The following is a 20,464-nucleotide window of genomic DNA, read 5'->3' on the forward strand; positions in this document are numbered from 1 at the left end:
CGGAACTGTAGGGGGCGGTGTGCACGGGCAGGGTCAGAAGCAGCAACGGTTCGGTCATCCTCGGTCGGCCTTCGACCACCGGTTGATCTCTGTCGTGTGTACGGCAGTAGGGTGACGCCGTGGCACCACGACCGTTGCATGAGATTGTCGAAGCGGGCTGGGCGAAAGCCCTCGAACCCGTTGCCGGACGGATCGCCGAGATGGGGGACTTCCTGCGCGCGGAGATCGCCGCGGGGCGCACCTATCTCCCGGCCGGACCGAACGTCCTGAGGGCTTTCCAACAGCCCTTCGACGACGTACGGGTCCTGATCGTCGGGCAGGACCCGTATCCGACCCCGGGGCACGCGGTGGGGCTGTCGTTCTCGGTCGCGCCCGAGGTGCGTCCGCTGCCCGGCAGCCTGATCAACATCTTCCGGGAGCTGAACACCGACCTGGGGGCGCCCCAGCCGTCCAACGGCGATCTGACGCCCTGGACCCAGCAGGGGGTGCTGCTCCTCAACAGGGCTCTCACCACGGCTCCGCGCAGCCCCGCCGCACACCGCGGCAAGGGCTGGGAGGAGGTCACCGAGCAGGCGATACGCGCGCTGGCCGCGCGGGGCAAGCCGCTGGTGTCGATCCTGTGGGGCCGCGACGCCCGCAACCTCCGCCCGCTGCTGGGCAGTCTGCCGTCGGTCGAGTCGGCCCACCCCTCCCCCATGTCGGCCGACCGCGGCTTCTTCGGCTCACGCCCCTTCAGCCGTGCCAACGACCTGCTCAGCGGGCAGGGAGCCGCCCCAGTGGACTGGCGCCTGCCCTGACCGGGGCGGGGGCGCGGGACGGCCGAACACCGCTCGCACGGACCGACGTACGAGCCCGAATGACCGGCATACGAGCCTGATGCCGGATTGTCGGACAGGGGGCGACTCGTCCCCCTGCCGGGCAAGTCCGGCCGCCCCACCGGGTGTTGCCGATCACGCACGGTTGACCAGCACCGGAGGACCGTGACGGCCGAATCCCGCCCCTCCATCTGGCGGAGAAGTCACCACGTACTGACCACTTCTGATCCGTACGTAACTCATCAGACAAAAGCGGACGGATACCGCTCACCTGCACCCTCCCCGAACAAGGGAGCCCAATAAGCCAGTAACATGCGGCGCCATGAGCTCCCCCACTGGGCCCGCCGGCCTGCCCGTACGAATGCCGCGCCCCCGCCAGCCGGGCCGGCACCGCCGCCCCGAACCGCTGGCGGCTCCCGAGGGTGCGCCCGCGCTCGTCCTCGCGGTGCCGGGCGCGCCCAGTGCCGCCACCCGCGGCCTCGCCGAGGAGGTCGTGAGCATCGCCCGCTCCGAGCTGCCCGGCCTCGACGCCCGCATCGGGTACCTCGACGGTGACGACGCGGAGTTCCCCACGCTCCAGTCGGTGCTCACGCACACCGCGCAGGAGCGCACGGCCCGCTACGAGCAGGCCCTCGCCGCCGGTGTGGACGCCAAGCAGCCCGAGGGCCCCGTGGCCGTCGTCGTGCCGCTGCTCGCCGGTCCGGACAACGCGCTGCTGCGCCAGGTCCGCCAGGCCGTCATGGAGAGCCGGATCGCGGCCGACCTGACGGATGTCCTCGGCCCGCACCCGCTGCTCGCCGAGGGGCTGCACGTACGGCTGTCCGAGGCGGGTCTCGCGCGCGCCGACCGGGCCCGGCTGTTCACCGTGGCGACCGCGGCGGACGGCATCATCCTGGCCTCCGTGGGCGGCGAGGAGGCCGTGCAGGCGGCCGGCATCACGGGCATGCTGCTCGCCGCGCGACTCGCCGTGCCGGTGATGGCGGCGGCGCTCGACCAGGACGGCTCGATCGCGGCCATCGCCGAGCAGCTGCGCGCCTCGGGCTCGCAGAACCTCGCGCTGGCCCCGTATCTGATCGGCCCGGAGATCGACGCCGGTCTGCTGGAGGCCGCGGCCAAGGAGGCGGGCTGTGCCTCCTCCGACGCGCTGGGCCCGTACCCGGCCATCGGCAAGCTGGCGCTGGCCAAGTACACGACGGCGCTGGGCATCGCCCCGCAGCAGCCGCAGGGCGCACCGGTCCGCTGACCCGCGCAGCACCCCCGTACGGCGGCGCAGTACGACGGCCGGAACACGGTACGCCGAAGGGCCCGCTCCTTTTCCAGGAGCGGGCCCTCGGCGTTTCCCGGCGGGTGCGGGCGTGCGCTCAGCCGAAGATCACGCAGGACACGGCCGGGACCTCGATCGAGCCGGTCCGGCGGGGGTGGCCGGTGTCGGGGTCGAGGGCGAACCAGGTCACGTCTCCGGAGCGCTCGTTCGCCGCGTACAGGAAGCCGTTGGAGGCGGCGAGCGCGCGGGGCCAGTGACCGCCGCACGGCACGGTGTCCACCAGCCGCAGGGCCGCTCCGGCGCCGTCGACGGCGAGTACGGAGAGGACGTCCTGGCCGCGCGTCGCGGTCCACACGAAGCGGCCGTCGGGCGAGGCGACGATGCCCGACGGGTAGGCGTCGCCGTCGGGGGCGCCGGGCAGCACCGGTGTCTCGTCCAGGGGCGTCAGGAGGCCCTCGGCGGCGTCCCAGCGGCAGACGGTGACGGTCGGGGCGAGTTCGTTGAGCACATAGGCGTACAGGCCCTCCGGGTGGAAGGCCAGGTGGCGCGGTCCGGAACCGGGGCGCAGGGCGGTCTCGCGGTGCGGTACGAGGGTGCCGTCGCGCAGGGCGTACACGTGGACGGAGTCCGTGCCGAGGTCGACGCCGACGGCCCACCGGCCGCTCGGGTCGGGCTGCACCTGGTGGGCGTGCGGCCCCTGTTGGCGCGCCGGGTCCGGTCCCGATCCGGTGTGCCGGAGTACGTGGGAGGCGCTGTCGGCGAGGGTGCCGTCGGCGCAGACGGGCAGCGCGGCGACGCTGCCGGAGCCGTAGTTGGCGGTCAGTACGTGCCCGTCGAAGAGGGCGAGGTGCGTGGGCGAGTCGCCGTCGACGGGCACGGGCGGCCCGGTGAGTTCGGGCTTGTCGCCGGTCACGCGGTAGGCGGCCACCGCGCCCTCGGCCGTCTCGCTGACGGCGTAGAGCATCTGCCCGTCGGCGGCGAGGGCGAGATACGAGGGGTCGGGTACGTCGTCCGCCGCGCCGAGCACGGTCAGGGCGCCGCTGTCGTCGTCCACGGCGGCGACCAGGACCCCCGGTCCCCCGGCCGCCGTGAACGAGCCGATGAACGCTCGCCGTTGTCCCACTGCCGTCCCCTCTCGGTGTGCTGATCGATCGGGGCGACCGTACCGCATCGGTCTAGACCAACGACGCGGTGCGTACGACAGGGACCTCAGGCCCCGACCAGCGGCGAACCCGACGGGCCGCGCAGCGGCTTGGCCAGCTCGGCCAGGGCCCGTTCCAGGCCGTGCAGGTGGGCGAGGGCGGGCTCGGTGGCGTGGGGCCGGTCGGCGGGGGCCGTGACGGTGTCGGCGCGGCCCTCCGTGAGCGCCTCCACGGCGGTCTCCACGCGTCGGCAGGCGGCGGCGAGCCGAAGGTCGCGGGAGGCCGCCGGGTCGGCGGTCACGGCGGCCAGACCGCGGATCTCGTGGGCGCAGTCGTCGAGCAGCGCCAGTACCCGGTGCGCCCGGCGCTTACGGGCGCGTACGGGGTTGAGCGGATGCACGAGCGGCGCGACCGAGAGTCGTACGCGCCCCAGCAGCAGCTCCAGTTCGGCCACGCGCGGCGCCGGGTCGGCATGCGCCCCGGCCAGCCGGGCGGTGGCCTCGGCGGTGCAGGCGTGGACGCAGCGCAGGGCGCGCTGGATCCAGGCGTCGGTGGTGGCGTGCGTGGTGATCGGCAGGACGAACAGCACGGCCAGCAGCGCGCCCAGGGCTCCGACGCCGGTCTCCGCGAACCGTACGGCGAGCAGTGCCGGATCGAGGACGCCCAGAAGCCCGTACAGCAGTTCGGCGAGCAGAGTGACCGACAGCATCATCCACGTGTACGACACGGCGGCCGAGTAGAAGATCCCGAACACGCATACGGCGACGAGCACCGCGGTTGGGGCGGCGGCTCCCGCCACCGGGATCGCGACGGCGAGGCCGAGTCCGATGCCGAGGACCGTGCCGAGGATGCGGCGGAAGCCGCGGACCAGGGTCTCGCCGCGCGAGGTGGTGTTCACGAAGATCCACCAGGTGGCGCCGACGGCCCAGTACCAGCGGTCCCCTGACACCAGCTGGCCCACCACCAGCGCGAAGGCGGCTGCGGCCGTCGCCTGGACGGCCTGACGTGTGGTGGCGCGGGCCAGGCCCCGTTCGTCGGCCGGAGCGGCGGCGGGGGCCGGCATCAGGGTCGTACGGCGCTCGTAGCACCACAGTACGAAGCGCACGGCCGAGGCGGTGAGGACGGACAGGAGGACGGCGGCGAACAGCTCGGGCAACTGCTGCGGTCCCGCGTGCAGGAACTGGGCGACGAAGAAGGTCATGAACGCGAAGACGCCCAGGCTGTGGCCGCGTGGGCCCCAGCGGCGCACGTACACGCCCGCGCCGACGACGGCGAGGAGGACGAGCCCTCGGGAGACCGGACGGTCGTGCAACTCCGCCGCGGCGGCGAGGACCGGAGGCCGACGGCGGGCAGCAGCGCGGTGGTGACCGCCTGGGCTCGCACCGTGGCGTCGGTGACCGTGAACAGGGCGAGCAGCGCGGCGAGTCCGCCGGTCACGGCCCCGGTGAGCGAGTGCCCGGCGAGGCCGCAGACGGTGACGGCCAGGCCGATGCCGAGCACGCCCCGCGCGGCGAAGCGCAGCCGTGCGCGACCCGGGTCCGGCGCCATGAACACCCTCTTCAGCACTGCTGTCCCGCCCCCGACATCCGAAATTGGCATACAAAAGGCGCCGCGGGGTCCGCAGCGCCATCGACGGGGTCATTGGAGCATCAATGCCACCACTGGCTCAAGTGGGGTTGAATATGCTGAGCCATTGGCACAGATATTTGGGTCCGCAAGCATCCACCGTTGAGCCAACGGACCAATGTACGACCACGCACGAGGAGGCCAGGCCCCATGGCCGTGGACGAGCTGGACACCCGCATCCTGCGGCTGCTGCTGGAGCAGCCGCGCACCAGCGTGCGTGAGTACGCCCGGGTCCTCGGTGTCGCGCGCGGCACCCTCCAGGCCCGCCTGGACCGCCTCGAACGGGACGGTGTGATCACCGGGACGGGTCCCTCGCTCTCTCCCGCCGCCCTCGGCCATCCTGTGCTCGCGTTCGTGCACATCGAGGTCACCCAGGGGCATCTCGACGAGGTCGGGGACGCGTTGGCGGCCGTACCGGAGATCGTCGAGGCGTTCTCGATCGCCGGTGGTGGTGATCTGCTCGCACGGGTCGTGGCCCGCGACAACGCCCACCTGGAGGACGTGATCCAGGCGCTGATCAGCGTGCCGGGCGTGGTCCGTACCCGTACGGAGGTGGCGCTGCGTGAGCGGGTCCCGCATCGGCTGCTGCCGCTGGTGGAGTCGATCGGGCGTACGGCCGCGCGCTGACCCCACTGTGCCTCTTGGCATCCTGGGAGCCATGAGCACTCTCGGCACCACCGCGGTCATCTTCGATCTCGACGGCACCCTCGTGGACAGCGAGCCGAACTACTACGAGGCGAGTCGGCAGACCCTCGCCGCGTACGGCGTCACCGGCTTCACCTGGGCAGACCAGGAGAAGTCCGTGGGCATCAGCACCCGGGAGACGGTCACGCTGTGGCGGGAGCGGTACGGGCTGGACGCGCCGGTCGAGGAGTTGCTCGCGGAGAAGAACCGGCGGTATCTGGAGCTGGCCCGGGCGGACACTTCCGTCTATCCCGAGATGCGGAAGTTCGTGGAGCTGCTGGCGGGCGAGGGGGTTCCGATGGCGGTGGCGTCGGGTTCCTCGCTGCGGGCCATCGAGGCGATCCTGGCGGGCACGGGTCTGGACGCGTATCTGCGGACCGTCGTGTCCTCCGACGAGGTCGCCCACGGCAAGCCCGCGCCGGATGTCTTCCTGGAGGCGGCGCGGCGGCTCGGGGTGGCCCCCAGGGACTGTGTGGTCGTGGAGGACGCGGCTCCGGGTTGTGTCGCGGCGCACGCGGCCGGTATGCGCTGTGTCGCGATCCCGTATCTTGCCGCGCAGGCCGACGATCCTGGGTTCGCTGCGGTGGAGCTGTTGGTGCGGGGTGGGCAGCGGGAGTTCATGTCCAGGGCCGCGTTTGAGTGGCTCGTGGGGGCGGCTGGGCAGGAGGGGTAGGGCCGGTTCGTTGTCGGGTGCGGGTCCGGTGGGGGCTGGTCGCGCAGTTCCCCGCGCCCCTAAAGGGCGCGGCCCTGCGGGCCGGCAGGCGGTCCCTCCGCTGCCAGCAACTCCCGGCATTCCGCCGCCAGTAGCCGCATTCCGTTCGCCTCCGCTCCCGCCAGTGCCGAGCGGAGCAGTGCCACGCTCTCGGAACGTCGTGTGCCGCTCTTCTCGCGGAGCAGTGCGCGGGCCTCGTTCGCTCTGAGGCGGGCCGTCTGGGGTGGGGAGCTGCCGACCACCAGGCGTTCGGCCTGGCGGAAGTGGCCTAGAGCTGTCGTGGTGTCGCCCTCCGCCAACGCCAGCAGTCCCATGGCCCGTTCGGTCGGGCCGACCAGTACCACCGGCCAGCCCGCGAGCGCGATCCCCGCCGGCCTTCGGGCGAGCGCCTCGCGCAACACCGGTACGGCGTGGGCGAGTTCGGTCTCGTAGCCGCCGTGCGCGTCGAGGCCGGCGCAGACCTCCGCCAGCAGGACCAGCGCCGGTACGGACCAGCCGTGCGGCGGGAGGGAGGCGCAGTCGGCGGTCTCCCTGAGGAAGGCGAGCAGCCGGTCGGCCGCCTCGTCGTGGTCGCCCACCTCGCAGCGGGCCAGGGCGAATCCCGCCCGCCAGACGGGGAAGTACCCGTGCCGTTCGACGCCGTCGGCGAGCCCGGAGCTGAAGAGTTCGGCCATCCTGCCCTGCTCCCTGAGCAGCCAGTACACCTGGCCCAGCCGGGTCTGGAGCAGGGTGTCGGCGGGAACGGCGAGGTCCGCCTCCAGGCTCGCGACGATCTCCCTCGACTCGCCGAAGATCCAGTCGGTGGCGGAGTCGAACCGGCCGCACCACAGGTCGAGCAGGGTGTCCAGGGTGCACTGCTGCCAGCGCGCGAGGGTGCTGCGCGTACGGGCCGCGTGCCTGCGGTGCTCGGCCACCGTGCCCGTGGCGCCGTGCACCCGGCCGACGCGGAGCTGGTCGATGGCGAGCGCGACGAGGGACTCGCCCAGGAAGTACGGGGAGCGGGCACGCAGCGCGCAGTCCCGTAGGCGCAGGGAGGTGGTCAGCGATTCGATGGCCGGTACGAAGTCGTACAGGCCCCAGCGGCACTCGGTGAGCACCTCGCAGCGCGTCTCCTCGTCCTGGCCGCCGGTGGCGAGGCCTTCCAACGTCCGGCGGGCCAGGTCCGCGCCGCGTTCGGGTCCGGCGCCGGGCCAGGCGGTGTCCTCGCTGACGGACATGGAGAGCTTCTTCGCCAGATGTGCGCCGAGGCGGAGGCGCAGTCCGGCCGCCTCGGCGCCGTCGCGGGTCTTGAGCGTGGCCAGGGTCTCCCGGATCAGGTGCAGGAGTTCGTGGTCGACACGGCCCGGATCGGACCAGCGCCTGGCCCGCCGTACGACGGCCACGGCCTGTGCCTCGGGGTTGTCGGCGCCCTGCTGGTACGCCTGGCGGTAGTAGGCGTCCGCCTCCTCCATGCGCCCGGCGAGGTAGCTGGTGTCGCCGCGGTGCAGCAGCCGGTCGAACTCGGCGCCGTACCGGGAGGGTTGGGCCGGGACCGTGCCGGAGGTGGACGGTGTCGTCGCGCGCCGGAGGCCAGGTGTTCGTGCGGGCGGTACGTCGGGGGCGTCGGCCCGGGACTCGGGGGCCAGGTCGAGCAGTTCGCCCTTGGCGTCCAGCGCGTCGTCGCAGCCTTCGGCCAGTTCACGGGTGACCCGGCGGTGGCCGTTCTCGATACGGCTGAGGTAGCCCCGGCTGCAGTGCACGAGGCCCGCCAGGTCGGCGAGGGAGAGTCCGGCGGCGAGCCGCCGGCGGCGTAACTCCCCGCCGAACTGCGCCGATTCGTCCGCCACGTCTTCCGGCACGCCGTTCACCACGTCGTCCATGCGACCCCCGACCGCCCGCCCTCGCCCGCCTGTTGCCCGGTGTTGCCAAATATGCCCTGGCAACACCGGATCTCTCCCCCTGACGGCGAGATCGGACAAAGCTGACCCAAAAGGCGTACGGAGCGTCCCGTCGAATGTATGGAGAACACATTGAGGAACAGGATCGGGCGAAGGGAGTCCCCGGGCCGGGCCGGAAACGGCTCCCCCCTTCCTGTCCCCTGTCTCCTCGGTACTGGTCCGAGGTACCGAGGAGGAGGTCCCGGGTGCTCCACGGGGGTGGGCACCTGGGGCCTCCGCATCCGGCAGTCGGGGGCGGGCACATGCGTTGTCCTGTGAGACATCCGATCGTCCTGGTCCCGGGAATCCTCGGCAGTGTCCTGGAGGGGCCGACGGGTCCGTTGTGGGCGCCGGGCAAACCGTTGCTCCAGTCCCTGGCCGAGCTGCGGGATCCGGACACCACCGGGCATCCGCTGGCACTGCGCTGCGACACCTCGCCGGTCAGGGCGTCACGGCTGTTCCCCGACGTCGCCATACTGCCCGGCCTGCTGCGGAGCAGGGGCTACGCGCGGACCGTCGACTGGGTGCGCGAGCACTTCGATGTGACGGACGGTCCGGGCGGCGGGCTGCTCACGTTCCCGTACGACTGGCGGCTGGACAACCGGGTGCACGCCCGCAGGCTGGCCGAGGAGATCGACCTGCATGTCGCCGAGTTCCGGCGGCGGACCGGCGCGCAGGACACCAAGGCCGTCGTCATCGCCCACGGCATGGGCGGCCTGATCGCCCGCTACTACGTCGAGGTGCTGGGCGGCTGGCGCGACTGCCGGGCGCTGATCACGCTGGGCACCCCGCACCGCGGTTCGGTGCGCGCGCTCGACACGCTCGCCAACGGCTTCCGGGACCTGCCCGGCGTACGGAGCCTGACCCGCGGCTTCCCCTCCGTGCACCAGCTGCTGCCGGTGTACTCGGTCATCGACACCGGGGCGGGGCACATCCGGATCGAGGACGCGGCGCCGCTGCCGGGGGTGCGGCGGGATCTCGTGGGTGACGGTCTGGGCTTCCACCGGGAGATCGCGGCGGCGGCCGCGTACAACGCCGAGAGCTTTCCCGCGTACGCGCACCAGCACGCGACGCTGCCTCTGGTGGGTACCCGGCAGGGCGGCACACTCCAGTCGGCGCGGTGGAACGGGCATGGGGTGGTCTGCTCGGTCGAGCCGCCGGGAGCGCTGGTCCCGGCGGTCCTGGCGGACGGGGACGGTGCGGTGCCGCGGGTCTCGGCGATGCCGCCCGCGTTGCCGGAGGACCGGTGCCGGTTCGTGCCGGAGGCGCACGGCGCTCTCCAGTCGCCGCGTGTGCTGAGCGGTCGGCTCCTCGAACTGCTGCTGCGTCTTCAGGCGCCCGGCCTGATGGACGTGCGTGGTCCGTCGGATCCGCCGGCGCGGGTGGCTCCGGCGATCAGCAGTGAGGTCGACGACGCGTATGTCGGCTCGGGGCCGGTGACTTTGCGTGCGCGGGTCGTGGGTGCTGCTCGGCCGCCGGAGCGGGTGCGGGCGATGGTGACGCGGGAGGACGGGGAGACGGTTTCTCTGGTTCTGCGGGAGGTTGTGCCGGGTCTGTACGAGGTGCGGAGGGTGTTGGAGGCGGGGTTGTACGAGGTCGAGTTCGCGGCGGAGTCGGGGGCGCCGGTTCCGGGGCGGGTTCAGGACTGTTTCGTGGTGTTGCCGGGGTCTGGATAAGTGGTTTCTTCGCCGCGGGCCGGTGGGGGCTGGTCGCGCAGTTCCCCGCGCCCCTTTCGGGGCGCGTTCCGCGCCGCCTCCCCAGGGCCGATCTACGACTTGCGGCGAGGTTTGCCCTGGCGGGTGCCCCTGCCCCGGGCTGCCGACCTTCCCGCAGGAGGCTGGGAGCGCTTCTTGGGCTTCGGCTGAGCCTGCTTTGGTTCCTCTCTGCGGCCGCGGGAGCTGTTGACCGTGCGGCCTCGGACGATGCCGATGAAGTCCTCGACCAGGTCGGTCGTGCGGGCCTCCGGCCAGGACAGGGCGACCTGGGACTCGGGGGCGTCGGTGACCGGGCGGTAGGTGAGGTCCTTGCGGTGGTGGAGGCGGGCCAGGGACTGGGGGACGACGAGGACGCCGATGCCGGCGGCGACCAGTTCGATCGCGTCCTCGGTCGTCGCGGGGCGCTCGATCGCGGGGCGGCCGGGGAGGCTCTCCCAGGCGAGGGTGTCGTCGAGGGGGTGCAGCACGATGTCGTCGGCGAGATCCTCGGCGGTGATCTCGTCGACGGCGGCCACGACATGGTCCTTGGGGACCACGACCACGGTGGTCTCGGTGTAGAGGGGGATCGCGCTGAGCACCGTACGGTCGACCGGCAGGCGTACGAGGCCCGCGTCGGCGTCGCCCGCCAACAGCAGGTCGTGCGCCTCGGTGGTGGACACCTGGAGCAGGGTCAGGGGGACGTCGGTGCGCCGCTCGTTCCAGATCCGCACCCACTTGGCGGGGATCACTCCCGGGACGTACGCGAGCCGGAACGCGGGGGAATCTTCCGAGCCAGTCACCGCGCCAGGCTACCTGCCCGTTCCCCTGCGCCGTCCGCCGTGGTCGGCGCTGGTTCGTACGCTCGATACCCTGGACACCATGACGACGCACCAGACCTCCCAGACCATGAAGCCCGCGACCGCGGCGAAGAAGCTGGGTGTGTACCTCCAGGCCACCCCCGCGGAGTTCCAGGAGGGTGTCGTCACGCGCGCCGAGCTGACCGCGCTGCAGGCCGACCCGCCGGCCTGGCTGAGCGACCTGCGCCGCGACGGCCCGCACCCCCGTCCGGTGGTCGCCGCGAAGCTGGGCATCTCGATCGCGGGGCTCGCCCGGGGCGGGGTCACCGAGCCCCTGACCACCGAGCAGATCGACGCGCTGAAGCAGGAGGACCCCGGCTGGCTCCGGCGCGAGCGCTCCGTGCAGGCCGACGTCCGCAAGGAAGCGGCGCGTATCAAGGAGTTGCAGCAGGACAAGCAGGAGCGGGAGCGGCAGGGCAAGTAGCCGCGCTGGGCCTGGGCACCAGGTAGGGCGCGATGCCGGCGAGCTTCTCCCGGGTCTCCTCCGTCTCCTGTTCGGGGCGTGAGTCCGCGACGATGCCCGCGCCCGCCCGGACCCAGGTCCGGTCGCCCTCCTGGAAGACGGTGCGCAGGACCAGTGCCGCGTCCAGGGAACCGTCGCTCGCGGCGGTGAGGACGGCGCCCGCGTACAGCCCGCGTTCCTCCCCCCAGACGCGCGGGACCGCCCACACCGCACGGCACGGGCCCCCGGGCCCGCACATCCGCGTCGCGTGTCGCGCTGGCGGCACCCCGGACCCTCTCGACGTGCACTAGTCCCCCGGCAGGCCGATCATTGTCTCTGCCGTGCGGCAAGCGCTACGACGACGAGAGGTGCGGTGGCCATGGACGCATTCCGGCCGCTGCTCTTCGAGAACATCGAGGCGCTGCTCGCCGGGCCCAGCGCCGCGGACCTGCCCCGGCTGGTCGAGGAGTACGGGCTGCTGCACCAACTCGTCGAGGGCACCGCCGCCGGTGTGGTCGTCCTCGACCCGGACCTACGCTTCCTGTACGTCAACCCGCACATGGTCCGGCTCAGCGGCCTGTCGGCGGAGGAACTCCTGGGGCGGACCCTGGCCGAGGCGTCGCCGGACGTCGACCGGCCCGAGAGCGTGCTGCGGCAGGTGCTGTACGACGGACAGCCCCGTGAGCTGGTGGGTACCGGGCACACGCGCGCGGACCAGCCCTTCACCCGCCGCGCCTGGCACGCCACCTACCACCGGCTCCAGGACGCGCGGGGCCGGGTGCTGGGGCTCGCCGGGATCTTCCTGGAGATCAGCGCCCCGCAGCAGCACGTCGACGAGCTGGAGCGCGCGCACCGCCGGATGACCCTGCTGGACACCGCCACCGCGCTCATCGGCACCACCTCCGACGTGAAGACGACCTGCGTCGAACTGGCCCAGTTCATGGTGCCGGACCTGGCGGACGCGGCCGGGGTCGAGCTGAACCTCGATGTGAAGGCCGGTCCGCACCGGCCGCCGCCGGGCGTGCTGCGGCTGCGCCGGGCGGCCCTCTCGGCGGTGCCCGGCGTCAAGGACGCGGTGCAGGCCCTGGCCGGTCTCGGCGACACCCTGGACTATCCGCCGGGCACCGAGATCCGCGCCTGCCTGGACGCCGGCCGGCCCTGGCTGAGCAACGGCATCTCCGAGCAGCAGTGGCAGTCCGGTGCGGTGCACGCGCAGCGGGCCACGGCCTACCGGGACATCGGCGTCCACTCGGTCCTCGTCCTGCCGCTGATCGCGGGCCGACGTCCCCTGGGCACCCTGTCGCTCGTGCGCGCGTTCGACTCCCCCGGGTTCACGGTCGACGACGTGTCGGTGGCCCAGGAGTTGGCGCACCGGGCCGCCCGCGCCCTGGAGCGCGCCGCGCTGCACACCCGCGAGCACAGCATGGCCCTGGAGCTGCAGCACGCCCTGCTCACCGAGACGACCGCGCCGCCGGACCCGCAGGCGCGGACGGCGTTCCGCTATCTGCCCGCCGACGACGTGGCCCTCATCGGAGGCGACTGGTTCGACCGCCTTCAGCTGCCCGACGGCCGGAATCTGCTGGTCATCGGGGATGTCATGGGGCACGGGGTCGAGGCCGCCGTCGCGATGAGCCACTACCGCTCCGCGCTGCGCGCCCTGGCCATGGCGGGCCTCCCGCCGCATCTGCTGCTCGCGCACGCCGACCGCACGGTCGCCGACTCCGGGTTCGACCGGGTCGCGACCTGTCTGGTGGCGCTGGAGGATCCCGCCCGGCGCACCGTGTCGTACGCGAACGCCGGCCATCTCCCACCGGCCTTCCTCTCCCCGGACGGCACGGTCGCCCTCGTCGAGGTCCCCGCCGGCCCGCCCCTGGGCACCGGATTCGGCAGCTATACGACGTTCACCCGCCCGGCGGTCCCGGAGGGCGTGCTGCTGCTCTACACGGACGGGCTGGTGGAGCGGCGCGGCGAGGACATCGACGTCTCGCTGCGCCGCCTGACCCGGCTGCGACTGTCGCCGCGTGCCTCCCTCGACGTCATCCTCGACGACGTCCTGGCCCAGCTCGCGGACTCTCCCGCCGAGGACGACATCGCCGTTCTGGCGGCCCGGTCACGGCCGTCCTGACCGGCGTTGTCCACAGCCGGAGGGCGTTGTCAGTGGTCTCGCCTAGAGTTCCCGTCACTTGATCACGGGAGTGCGGGGAGGCACTTATGGGGTGGGTGACGGCCGGCGACTACGAAGTCGGCCTGGACGGTGGGAAGGTGGTGTGCCGCAACGCGGCCGGCCGACGGCTGAAGTCCGTGCCGGGCAAGCTCGCGGACGATCCGTCGGTGGTGGGGCTGCGGCAGCTCGCCGAGTGGCTGGAGCGGCACGAACGCCAGTGCCTGACCGACGTGGAGCGGTGGATGGTGCGGTCGCTTCCGGTGCCCCTCGCCGTCCTCGCCCGGGTGTGGCCCGACCCCGCCTGGCAGCACGCCCTGCGCGATGTCGTCGTCACGGGACCGGACGGCGCGGTGGCCGGATTCCTGCGGGACGCCGACCTCGACCGCGGGCTCGGTCTCGTCGACCTCGACGGGGACACCGTGCGCATCGCGCCCGACCTCGTCCGTCTCCCGCACCCCGTGCTCCTCGAAGACCTGGAGGACCTGCGGGAGTTCGCCGTCGAACTCGGCGTCGAGCAGCGCGCCCAGCAGCTCTTCCGCGAGGTGTGGCACCGCCCCGCGGGCCTCGACGCCGAGGGGACCGTCGTCGAGGAGTACGCGGGCGGGGCCTTCAAGGAACTGCGCTTCCTGCACGCCAGGGCCACCCAGCTCGGCTTCCGGGTGCGCGGCGGCAACTCCGTCTGCTCCGTGCGGGAGGACGGCCGCGTGATCGAGGCCCGCGTCTGGATCGGCGACTACGACAGCTACGAGGAGACCGAGACCGGTCCCCTGACCTGGACCGACGGCTCCGGCCGGGGACTGAGGCTCGGTCAGGTGGGCCCGGTCGCCTGGTCGGAGGGCATGCGCATGGCGGCCTCGCTGTACGCCGGGCGGGACATCGAGGACGAGGAGCGGGCGGCATGACGACGTACGACGACAGCACGACGGCCGTGCTCCTGGAGGCCGGCGCCGTCCTGCCCGTGGGCAGCACCGCCCGCGAGGACGCCGACACCCTCACCGTGCGCACCTACACGCATCCCGCGCTCGACGAGCGGCAGGTCGTCCGGCTGGTGCCGGGCACCCTCGGCGAGGCCGAGGATCTCGCCCTGGACTTCCTCGGTCTGGTCCGCGAGCCGGAGGCCCCCGAGGTCGGTCAGGTCCGCCGGGAGACACTGGGCTTCCCCGCCTGGGCGCTGGTCAACGACCCGGCGAACGGCCACCACGCACTCGCGCTGGTCAAGGACGTGGAGCGGCTCGCACGTCAGGCCAAGTCCCGTCCCGGCACCGCGAAGGACGGCTTCGACGCGCTCGGCGACCTGCTCGGCCGGGCCGTGCCGCACTTCCTGCCCACGTTCTACGAGCAGGCGGCGCGGATCTTCCTCCAGCACGAGAACACGACGTACGCGGCCGCCTTCTTCGGCAAGGCCCGCGAGGCCGAGCGGGTGCACGCGCTCACCGTGGACGAGGAGCGGCAGCGGGCCGTGTTCCTGGAGTTCGCCTTCGCCGGGGCGCTGACGGTCAAGGCGCTCAAGGAGCATGTGAAGGACCTGGCGCGTCGGCTCGATCCGGCCGAGGCCTGGGCACAGTTCCGGCAGTTGACCGTGGAGCGGTGTGCGGCCGGGATGCCGCCGTACGCGTCGCTGCCGCAGGACGCCCGCGGTCTGATCAAGGCGACCGGGCTCCCCCGGGTCACCGAGGAGTGCGCCCTCCTCGCCGACCTGCTCGCCTCACCTGCGGCGGTACGGGCGCCCGCCTCCTTCTGGACCGCCTACCGAGCCACCCTCGCCGTCCTCGCCGAGCGTCAACCGGCCGTACGGGCGCGGCTGTTGGAGATCATGCCGGCCGGTCTGGGCCGCAAGACCGAGGACGACGAGTTCTGGCTGGCGCTGTTGGCCGAGAGCGGCGCCGACCGTCTGCTGACCGGCGAGGACGACGAGGCCGCGAGCGGTGTCGACGCGGCGGGCTGGCTCAGCCGCTGGGCCACCCACCGCAAGCACGGCGGCGCCGTCTCCGAACGCTCCCCGGTGACGCTCGCGCTCGTCGCCCGGATGGCGCCACGGCTGCGCGCCGAGGGCCGGGCCGTCGACCTGTTCACCGGCCGCTGGCAGGCGGGCGCCGACCTCGACCTGCTGGACCTGTGCGCCGCCGAGGGCATCCCTCTCACCGTGCCGCCCGCCGACACCGACGTGTATCTGGCCCTCGACAACTGGCTGAGCGGCTCCGGGACCGGCCGTCGCGAGCTGACCGCCACGGTCTCCGATCCCCGGCTCCGGCCCCTGCTGTACGCGGCTGTCGGCAACCTGGGCCGCGGCCGGGTGGCAGCCGAGCTGTTGTCGGCGCTCTCGGCGCATCCCGTGCTGGGCGACGTACTGCGCGAGTGGCTCGACGACGCGGCGGCGGAGTTCAGCGGCGCGACGGGCCTGCCCGGGGCCCGCACGGCGCTCGGCCGGCTGCGTCCCTTCCGTCCGGTGGCCGCCGAGGTCAGCCCCGAGGCCGTCGCGCGGATCGCCGCGCACGACATCGCTCCACTGCTCGGCCGCACCCTGCGCGCGGGCATCATGGACGAACTGGGCTGGCCCGCCCTCGACGACGCGCTGCGGCTGCTCGACGCCGAGACCAAGGCCCACCGCGAGGACACGGTGAGTGTGCACGAGGCCTGGCCCGCGCTGATTCTCGCCCGTGCGCACAAGGCGGTCGTCGTCGGCCCGGACAAGGTGCTGCTCGAACACGATCTGCGGATCCCTGTCGCGCTGGACCAGTGGACGCGTCCGCACTTCCGGTACACCGACGGCGAGTTGCTCGTGGTGTGGCGGCAGGACGGCAAGCAGTTCGGCTACTGGTCCTCCCGCCCGTCCGAGGTCTTCGCCGTCGGTGGCGAACAGCTCCCGTACTGGTGGGGCAATGACGCGGGCGCACCCTCGATCCCGCTGTCCGGCGGCGGTCGTGCGACCGGCGGGCGCACTCTGCACGCGGGCGACACCGTCGTGCCGGCCGGTCGGCCCGTCATCGGTGACGGCACCACGCTCTGGCGCCAGGGCAGGCAGGGCCTTCGGCAGGTGTGGCTGGAGTACGACCCGGCCACGGGCACGCACGGCCGGGCGTCGCTGCCCGCCTTCCTGCGGTCCGGGATCCATGAGGAGGCGACCCTGGCACAGGAACAGTGTGAGGTGCTGCCCCTGCAACCCGGCCTCGAACACAGCCCGTTCGGCACCGACGGCACGGTGCTCGGCCGCTGGGTGCGCACGGAGGGCGAGGGCGCCGAGGCACGGACGACCACCGGTACGCCGGACGGCCGGACCGTCACCGTGCGGTGGGCCCGGGGACAGTCGCGCGGTGTTCCGCTCGGTGCGCTCACGCTGCCCGGAGGTGCGGAGCCCGTCGCCGTCCAGAGCTACCGGCAGGTCGGCCTGTTCGCGCCGGACGACACCTCGAACGCCGGTGAGCTGGGCCAGGTGACGCCCAACGAACGGGGCGGGGAGTTCGCCTCCGGCACCCGGCTCGTACCGCCGGTCGCGTTCTGGCACGCGCTGCGGCCCCGGGACGAGCGGGCGTCGGGCGTGCTGCGCGCGCTCACCGACGAGCGGGCGGCGGAGGTGCTGCATGTCGCGACGCGGGCTCTGGCCGAGCGTCAGGCACAAGTGGTCGCGGCCGGAGGGGTCGGTGCCACTGTCGGCGGCAAGCCCGTCGTACCGACCGCGGACGAGGTCACACGGCAGGCCGTCGGCCGGGCCCTGCCGGACCTCACGGACGAACGGCTGCTCACCGGCGTCTCCACCCTGGTCCTGACGACGCTCCGGCTCGGCGAGTCGGTAGCCGCCTTCGTGACGCCCCCCGTCGAGCGGGCCACGTCGGACCGGCGACGGACCGAGGGCATGTTCGCCGACTACCGTCCCGAGCACGGCGACGACCGCACTCTGCGCAACGCCGCCGACGGCTTCGCCGACATCGGGGGATGGTGGGGAGGCGACCATCAGTGGGGCGTGCTCCGCCAGATCCGGGCCGTGAACCACGTCCTGTCCGGGCGGCCCGCCGACGGCAAGCCGCTGCCCGACCGCGCCCGTCTCGGCGCCCTCGGCGACAGCTGGCTCAGCGAGGAGCACACGATCCCGGGGAACGGCATGGCCTGGCCGTCCGCGCTGGCCGCGCTGCGGCCCCTGGCCTACCGCGCCGCCCTGCAGACCGTGTCCGACGCCCAACGCGAGGCGCTGCTCCTGCTGTTCGAGGCGATCGCCGAGGGGCCGCTCTCCGAGCCGGGGGGTCAGCTGCGCCAGATCGTGCTGACCGAGCCGCACGACAAGCAGCAACGCGCCGGTCAGGTGCTGCGCCGGGACGGCCGTACGGTGGCCGTCCTCGGCTGCCACAGCATCGACGGTGCCCGCAACCGCGTGAGTTGGCTCGCCCTCGACCACGATCCGTCCGGCGCGTTCGGCTCCGTCGCCCACTTCACCCTGGACGAGGAGACCGCCCTCGCACCGACGTTGGCCACCGACGGGCTCGCCGACGTCGTCCGGCTGATCCGGGAGAAGGGCGCGGCACCCTGGCGGCCGGAGACACCGGCCGCGCTCGTCACCGCGACCCGGGGCGGACTGGGCCCCGTCCAGGCCACCGTGCTGCTCGCCGGCCGACCGCAGGAGCCCGGCGCCGACGTACTCGCCGCGATCGGACTGAAGCCACGCCAACTCGACCTGGGCAATGGCCTGTTGGCCTCCCTCGACAGGCAGGACCGGACGGCGCTGGTCGGGGCCCTGCTGCCCGAGGACCCCTCCGACCTGTGGACGTCCGGGCCGGACACGACTGCCGCGGGCCGGCTGTGGGCCGAGCGCCTCGGCTCCGTCGTCCGAGTGCCCGAGGAGGTCGCGGCCGATCTCGCCGGTCTTCCCGCCGCCTCGGCCGAGGAGATCCTCAATCCGGGGCGCACTCCCTGGATCTCCCGCACCACGGTCCAACGGCCGGACAAGAACGGCAGTCTGACCCCGCAGGACCCGCGGGCCCTGCCCGGGCGGTACGACCTGACGCGCTCCGTCGCCACCCTCGCCTCGCTCGCCTACGTCCTGCCCTACGGGCACCCCTTGCGCGCCGTCCTGCCCGAGGGACTCGCGGCGCTGCGCCGACGCCTCGCCGACCCGGGACTGCTGCTCGACCTCGACATCGAGTACACGGAGCAGGGCCGGGCGACCGCCCCCGAACTGCGCAAGGTGTACGGGCTGCCCGCCACCGGGGGAGCCGACGCGGACGGTTCGACGCCCGTCGGGGAGGTGTTCGTGCTGCGTCCCTGGCATGGGGACACCGAGACCGTCCTGGTCCGGCCGGCCGCCCTGACCAGTACGGACGACGCGGTCTTCGGCCTGGTCGAAGGACTGGTGGGCTCTTCGCCGAGCAACGGTATGCAGGCCGTGCGGACGATCCTCGGTGACGACCTGGCCCGGGCCCTCGCGGCGGGCACCGACCCCGAGGGGCCCGGCGGCCACGCCCAGGACCCCACCGTCTGCGCGCCCGCGCTCGTCGCCGAGGTCGCCGCGGCCCACGGTCTGAGCGAGGACGCGGCGGCGCTGTATCTCCAGTTGCTGGCCCTGCCCGACCCCACGGACCGCAACTGCGCCCACTGGACCGGCTGGAAGCCCGCCCGCATGAAGAAGGCCCGCACCGAGCTGGCCGCGACCGACCTGGTCGTGGAGGCCAAACGGCCGCGGGCCGGGCGCACCCTGTTCCTGCCCTGCGGGTGGCTCGACCTCAAGTCGCCCGCGCTGCCGGTGGAGACGTGGAAGGAGGGCCTCTACCCGGTGCGTCACGGCCTGCGCGTCGTGCCGCTGCTGCCGGTGCCCGAGCTGTTCGCCCGTGCGTGGGGGCGGGTGCGCGACGGTGACGCCCCCGCGTACGAGGAACTGACCACGCGTGCCACCCGGAAGGGACGCCGATGACCGCCGTCCGAACCGCCCGGACGACGCCTTCGCGACGCCGGCCGGAACCCCGCACACCGCTCACACCCAGTGAAGGTCGCCGATGACCACCGCCCTCGCCCCCGACGCGACCCGCCAGATCGTCCCGCCCGAGGACCGTCACGCCACCGAACTGGCTTTCCTGGCCGCGTACGACGACGGGCCGCGCCCGCCCGCCTGGCGGCTCACCCCCCGCGCCGTCGTCACCTTCGTCATGGGCAGCGCCGGTCAGGCCCTGCGGCTGCCCGACGACGCCGACGCACCCGACGGTGTGCCACGGCGACTCGTCGTGGAGGGCAAGTTCGTCGGTGACCGGGCCCTGGTCGAGCGGTGTGTCGTCACGCTCGCCGGGGAGCGCGGCCTGCTGCTCGTCGGCGAGCCGGGTACCGCCAAGTCCATGCTGTCCGAGCTGCTGTCCGCCGGGGTGTGCGGCACCAGCGGTCTGGTCGTGCAGGGCACCGCGGGCACGACCGAGGACCAGCTCAAGTACGGCTGGAACTACGCCCTGTTGCTGGCGCAGGGACCCAGTCGGCAGGCGCTCGTGCCCTCCCCGGTCCTCACCGCGATGACCCGGGGTGCGATCGCGCGGGTGGAGGAAGTCACCCGCTGTCTGCCCGAGGTGCAGGACTCCCTGGTCTCGTTGCTCTCCGAGCGGCGGATCGCCGTCCCCGAGCTGGCGGGCACCGAGGACGCCCTCGCGCATGCCGCGCCCGGCTTCAGCCTCATCGCCACCGCCAACCTGCGTGACCGGGGCGTCTCCGAGATGTCGGCCGCGCTCAAGCGCCGCTTCAACTTCGAGACCGTCGGCCCGATCGCGGACCTGGACGCCGAGACGGCACTGGTACGGAGCCAGGCGCGGGCGTCCGTCGAGCGGGCCGGGGCGCCCTTCCGGGTCGACGACGCCGTGCTGGAGGCACTGGTCACCGCCTTCCGTGATCTGCGGGAGGGCAGGTCCGCGGAGGGCTGGGAGGTGGAGCGGCCGTCCACCGTGATGAGCACCGCGGAAGCCGTGTCCGTCGCGGGTGCGCTGGGGCTCGCCGCCGCCTACTTCCCGGGCGACCGCGATGTCCTCGGGCTGCTGCCGGGCCATCTCCTGGGCGTGGTCCGCAAGGACGACCCCGCCGACGCGGCCCGGCTGCGCGGCTACTGGGACGGTCCGGTCCGGCGCCGCGCCGAGCAGGGGTCCGCCACCTGGCGCACCCTGTGGGATCTGCGCACCGTGCTGGAGGGCTGA

The 20,464-nt window shown here is 73.3% G+C and carries 14 protein-coding genes and 1 pseudogene; 10 read left to right on the forward strand and 5 right to left on the reverse strand.

Annotated elements, in window-relative coordinates; translation table 11 throughout:
* The first annotated feature begins 119 nt into the window (after positions 1–119).
* Both ACFYXF_RS05950 and ACFYXF_RS05955 read left to right on the forward strand, forming a co-directional pair.
* The gene (locus ACFYXF_RS05950; RefSeq protein WP_389348303.1) at positions 120–797 is read left to right on the forward strand and encodes a uracil-DNA glycosylase; all 678 of its coding nucleotides are present in this window, start codon (positions 120–122) and stop codon (positions 795–797) included.
* 340 nt (positions 798–1,137) lie between these two features.
* A complete protein-coding gene (locus tag ACFYXF_RS05955) occupies positions 1,138–2,058 on the forward strand; it encodes a sirohydrochlorin chelatase (RefSeq protein WP_369029922.1) in 921 nt (306 codons plus the stop codon).
* Positions 2,059–2,176: 118 nt separating this feature from the next.
* On the opposite strand, the gene ACFYXF_RS05960 is transcribed toward ACFYXF_RS05955, so the two are convergent.
* Both ACFYXF_RS05960 and ACFYXF_RS05965 read right to left on the reverse strand, forming a co-directional pair.
* Entirely contained in the window at positions 2,177–3,250 is a 1,074-nt protein-coding gene (locus ACFYXF_RS05960; RefSeq protein ID WP_389348304.1) for a lactonase family protein, read from the reverse strand.
* A 38-nt stretch (positions 3,251–3,288) separates the two neighbouring features.
* Positions 3,289–4,787 (reverse strand): annotated as a pseudogene (locus ACFYXF_RS05965) (FUSC family protein).
* Between the two features lie 210 nt (positions 4,788–4,997).
* On the opposite strand from ACFYXF_RS05965, the gene ACFYXF_RS05970 reads away from it, so the two are divergent.
* Positions 4,998–5,474 carry an Lrp/AsnC family transcriptional regulator gene (locus tag ACFYXF_RS05970; protein ID WP_389348305.1) on the forward strand — a complete coding sequence of 159 codons (477 nt, stop codon included), beginning with the start codon at positions 4,998–5,000 and terminating at the stop codon, positions 5,472–5,474.
* Between the two features lie 31 nt (positions 5,475–5,505).
* Positions 5,506–6,204, forward strand: a complete 699-nt coding sequence (locus ACFYXF_RS05975) for an HAD family hydrolase (RefSeq protein ID WP_389348306.1) — start codon at positions 5,506–5,508, stop codon at positions 6,202–6,204.
* A gap of 59 nt (positions 6,205–6,263) precedes the next feature.
* On the opposite strand, the gene ACFYXF_RS05980 is transcribed toward ACFYXF_RS05975, so the two are convergent.
* Complete coding sequence (locus ACFYXF_RS05980) at positions 6,264–8,102, reverse strand: helix-turn-helix domain-containing protein (protein ID WP_389348307.1); 1,839 nt, start codon at positions 8,100–8,102, stop codon at positions 6,264–6,266.
* A 332-nt stretch (positions 8,103–8,434) separates the two neighbouring features.
* Here ACFYXF_RS05980 and ACFYXF_RS05985 point away from each other — a divergent pair, with 332 nt between their 5' ends.
* Entirely contained in the window at positions 8,435–9,835 is a 1,401-nt protein-coding gene (locus tag ACFYXF_RS05985) for an esterase/lipase family protein (protein WP_389348308.1), read from the forward strand.
* Between the two features lie 92 nt (positions 9,836–9,927).
* Here the strand turns inward: ACFYXF_RS05985 and ACFYXF_RS05990 are convergent, their stop codons facing one another.
* Positions 9,928–10,653: a LysR substrate-binding domain-containing protein gene (locus ACFYXF_RS05990; RefSeq protein ID WP_389348309.1), complete on the reverse strand. Its 726-nt coding sequence runs from the start codon at positions 10,651–10,653 to the stop codon at positions 9,928–9,930.
* A gap of 79 nt (positions 10,654–10,732) precedes the next feature.
* Between ACFYXF_RS05990 and ACFYXF_RS05995 the strand changes: the two genes are divergently transcribed.
* A complete protein-coding gene (locus tag ACFYXF_RS05995; RefSeq protein WP_389348310.1) occupies positions 10,733–11,134 on the forward strand; it encodes a DUF5997 family protein in 402 nt (133 codons plus the stop codon).
* Here the strand turns inward: ACFYXF_RS05995 and ACFYXF_RS06000 are convergent.
* A complete protein-coding gene (locus tag ACFYXF_RS06000; protein ID WP_389348311.1) occupies positions 11,085–11,411 on the reverse strand; it encodes a chorismate-binding protein in 327 nt (108 codons plus the stop codon). The two genes, ACFYXF_RS05995 and ACFYXF_RS06000, sit on opposite strands and share 50 nt — an antisense overlap.
* A 120-nt stretch (positions 11,412–11,531) precedes the next feature.
* Between ACFYXF_RS06000 and ACFYXF_RS06005 the strand changes: the two genes are divergently transcribed.
* From ACFYXF_RS06005 to ACFYXF_RS06020, 4 genes are all read left to right on the forward strand, one after another.
* The gene (locus ACFYXF_RS06005) at positions 11,532–13,277 is read left to right on the forward strand and encodes a SpoIIE family protein phosphatase (RefSeq protein WP_389348312.1); all 1,746 of its coding nucleotides are present in this window, start codon (positions 11,532–11,534) and stop codon (positions 13,275–13,277) included.
* Between the two features lie 86 nt (positions 13,278–13,363).
* On the forward strand, positions 13,364–14,218 hold the full coding sequence (locus ACFYXF_RS06010) for a DUF4132 domain-containing protein (protein ID WP_389348313.1): 855 nt from the start codon (positions 13,364–13,366) through the stop codon (positions 14,216–14,218).
* A complete protein-coding gene (locus ACFYXF_RS06015; protein ID WP_389348314.1) occupies positions 14,215–19,212 on the forward strand; it encodes a hypothetical protein in 4,998 nt (1,665 codons plus the stop codon). Before ACFYXF_RS06010 ends, ACFYXF_RS06015 begins: the two co-directional genes overlap by 4 nt.
* Before the next feature lie 82 nt (positions 19,213–19,294).
* A complete protein-coding gene (locus tag ACFYXF_RS06020; RefSeq protein ID WP_389348315.1) occupies positions 19,295–20,464 on the forward strand; it encodes an AAA family ATPase in 1,170 nt (389 codons plus the stop codon).

This window comes from Streptomyces sp. NPDC002680, assembly GCF_042889145.1.
Classification (GTDB): domain Bacteria; phylum Actinomycetota; class Actinomycetes; order Streptomycetales; family Streptomycetaceae; genus Streptomyces; species Streptomyces adonidis.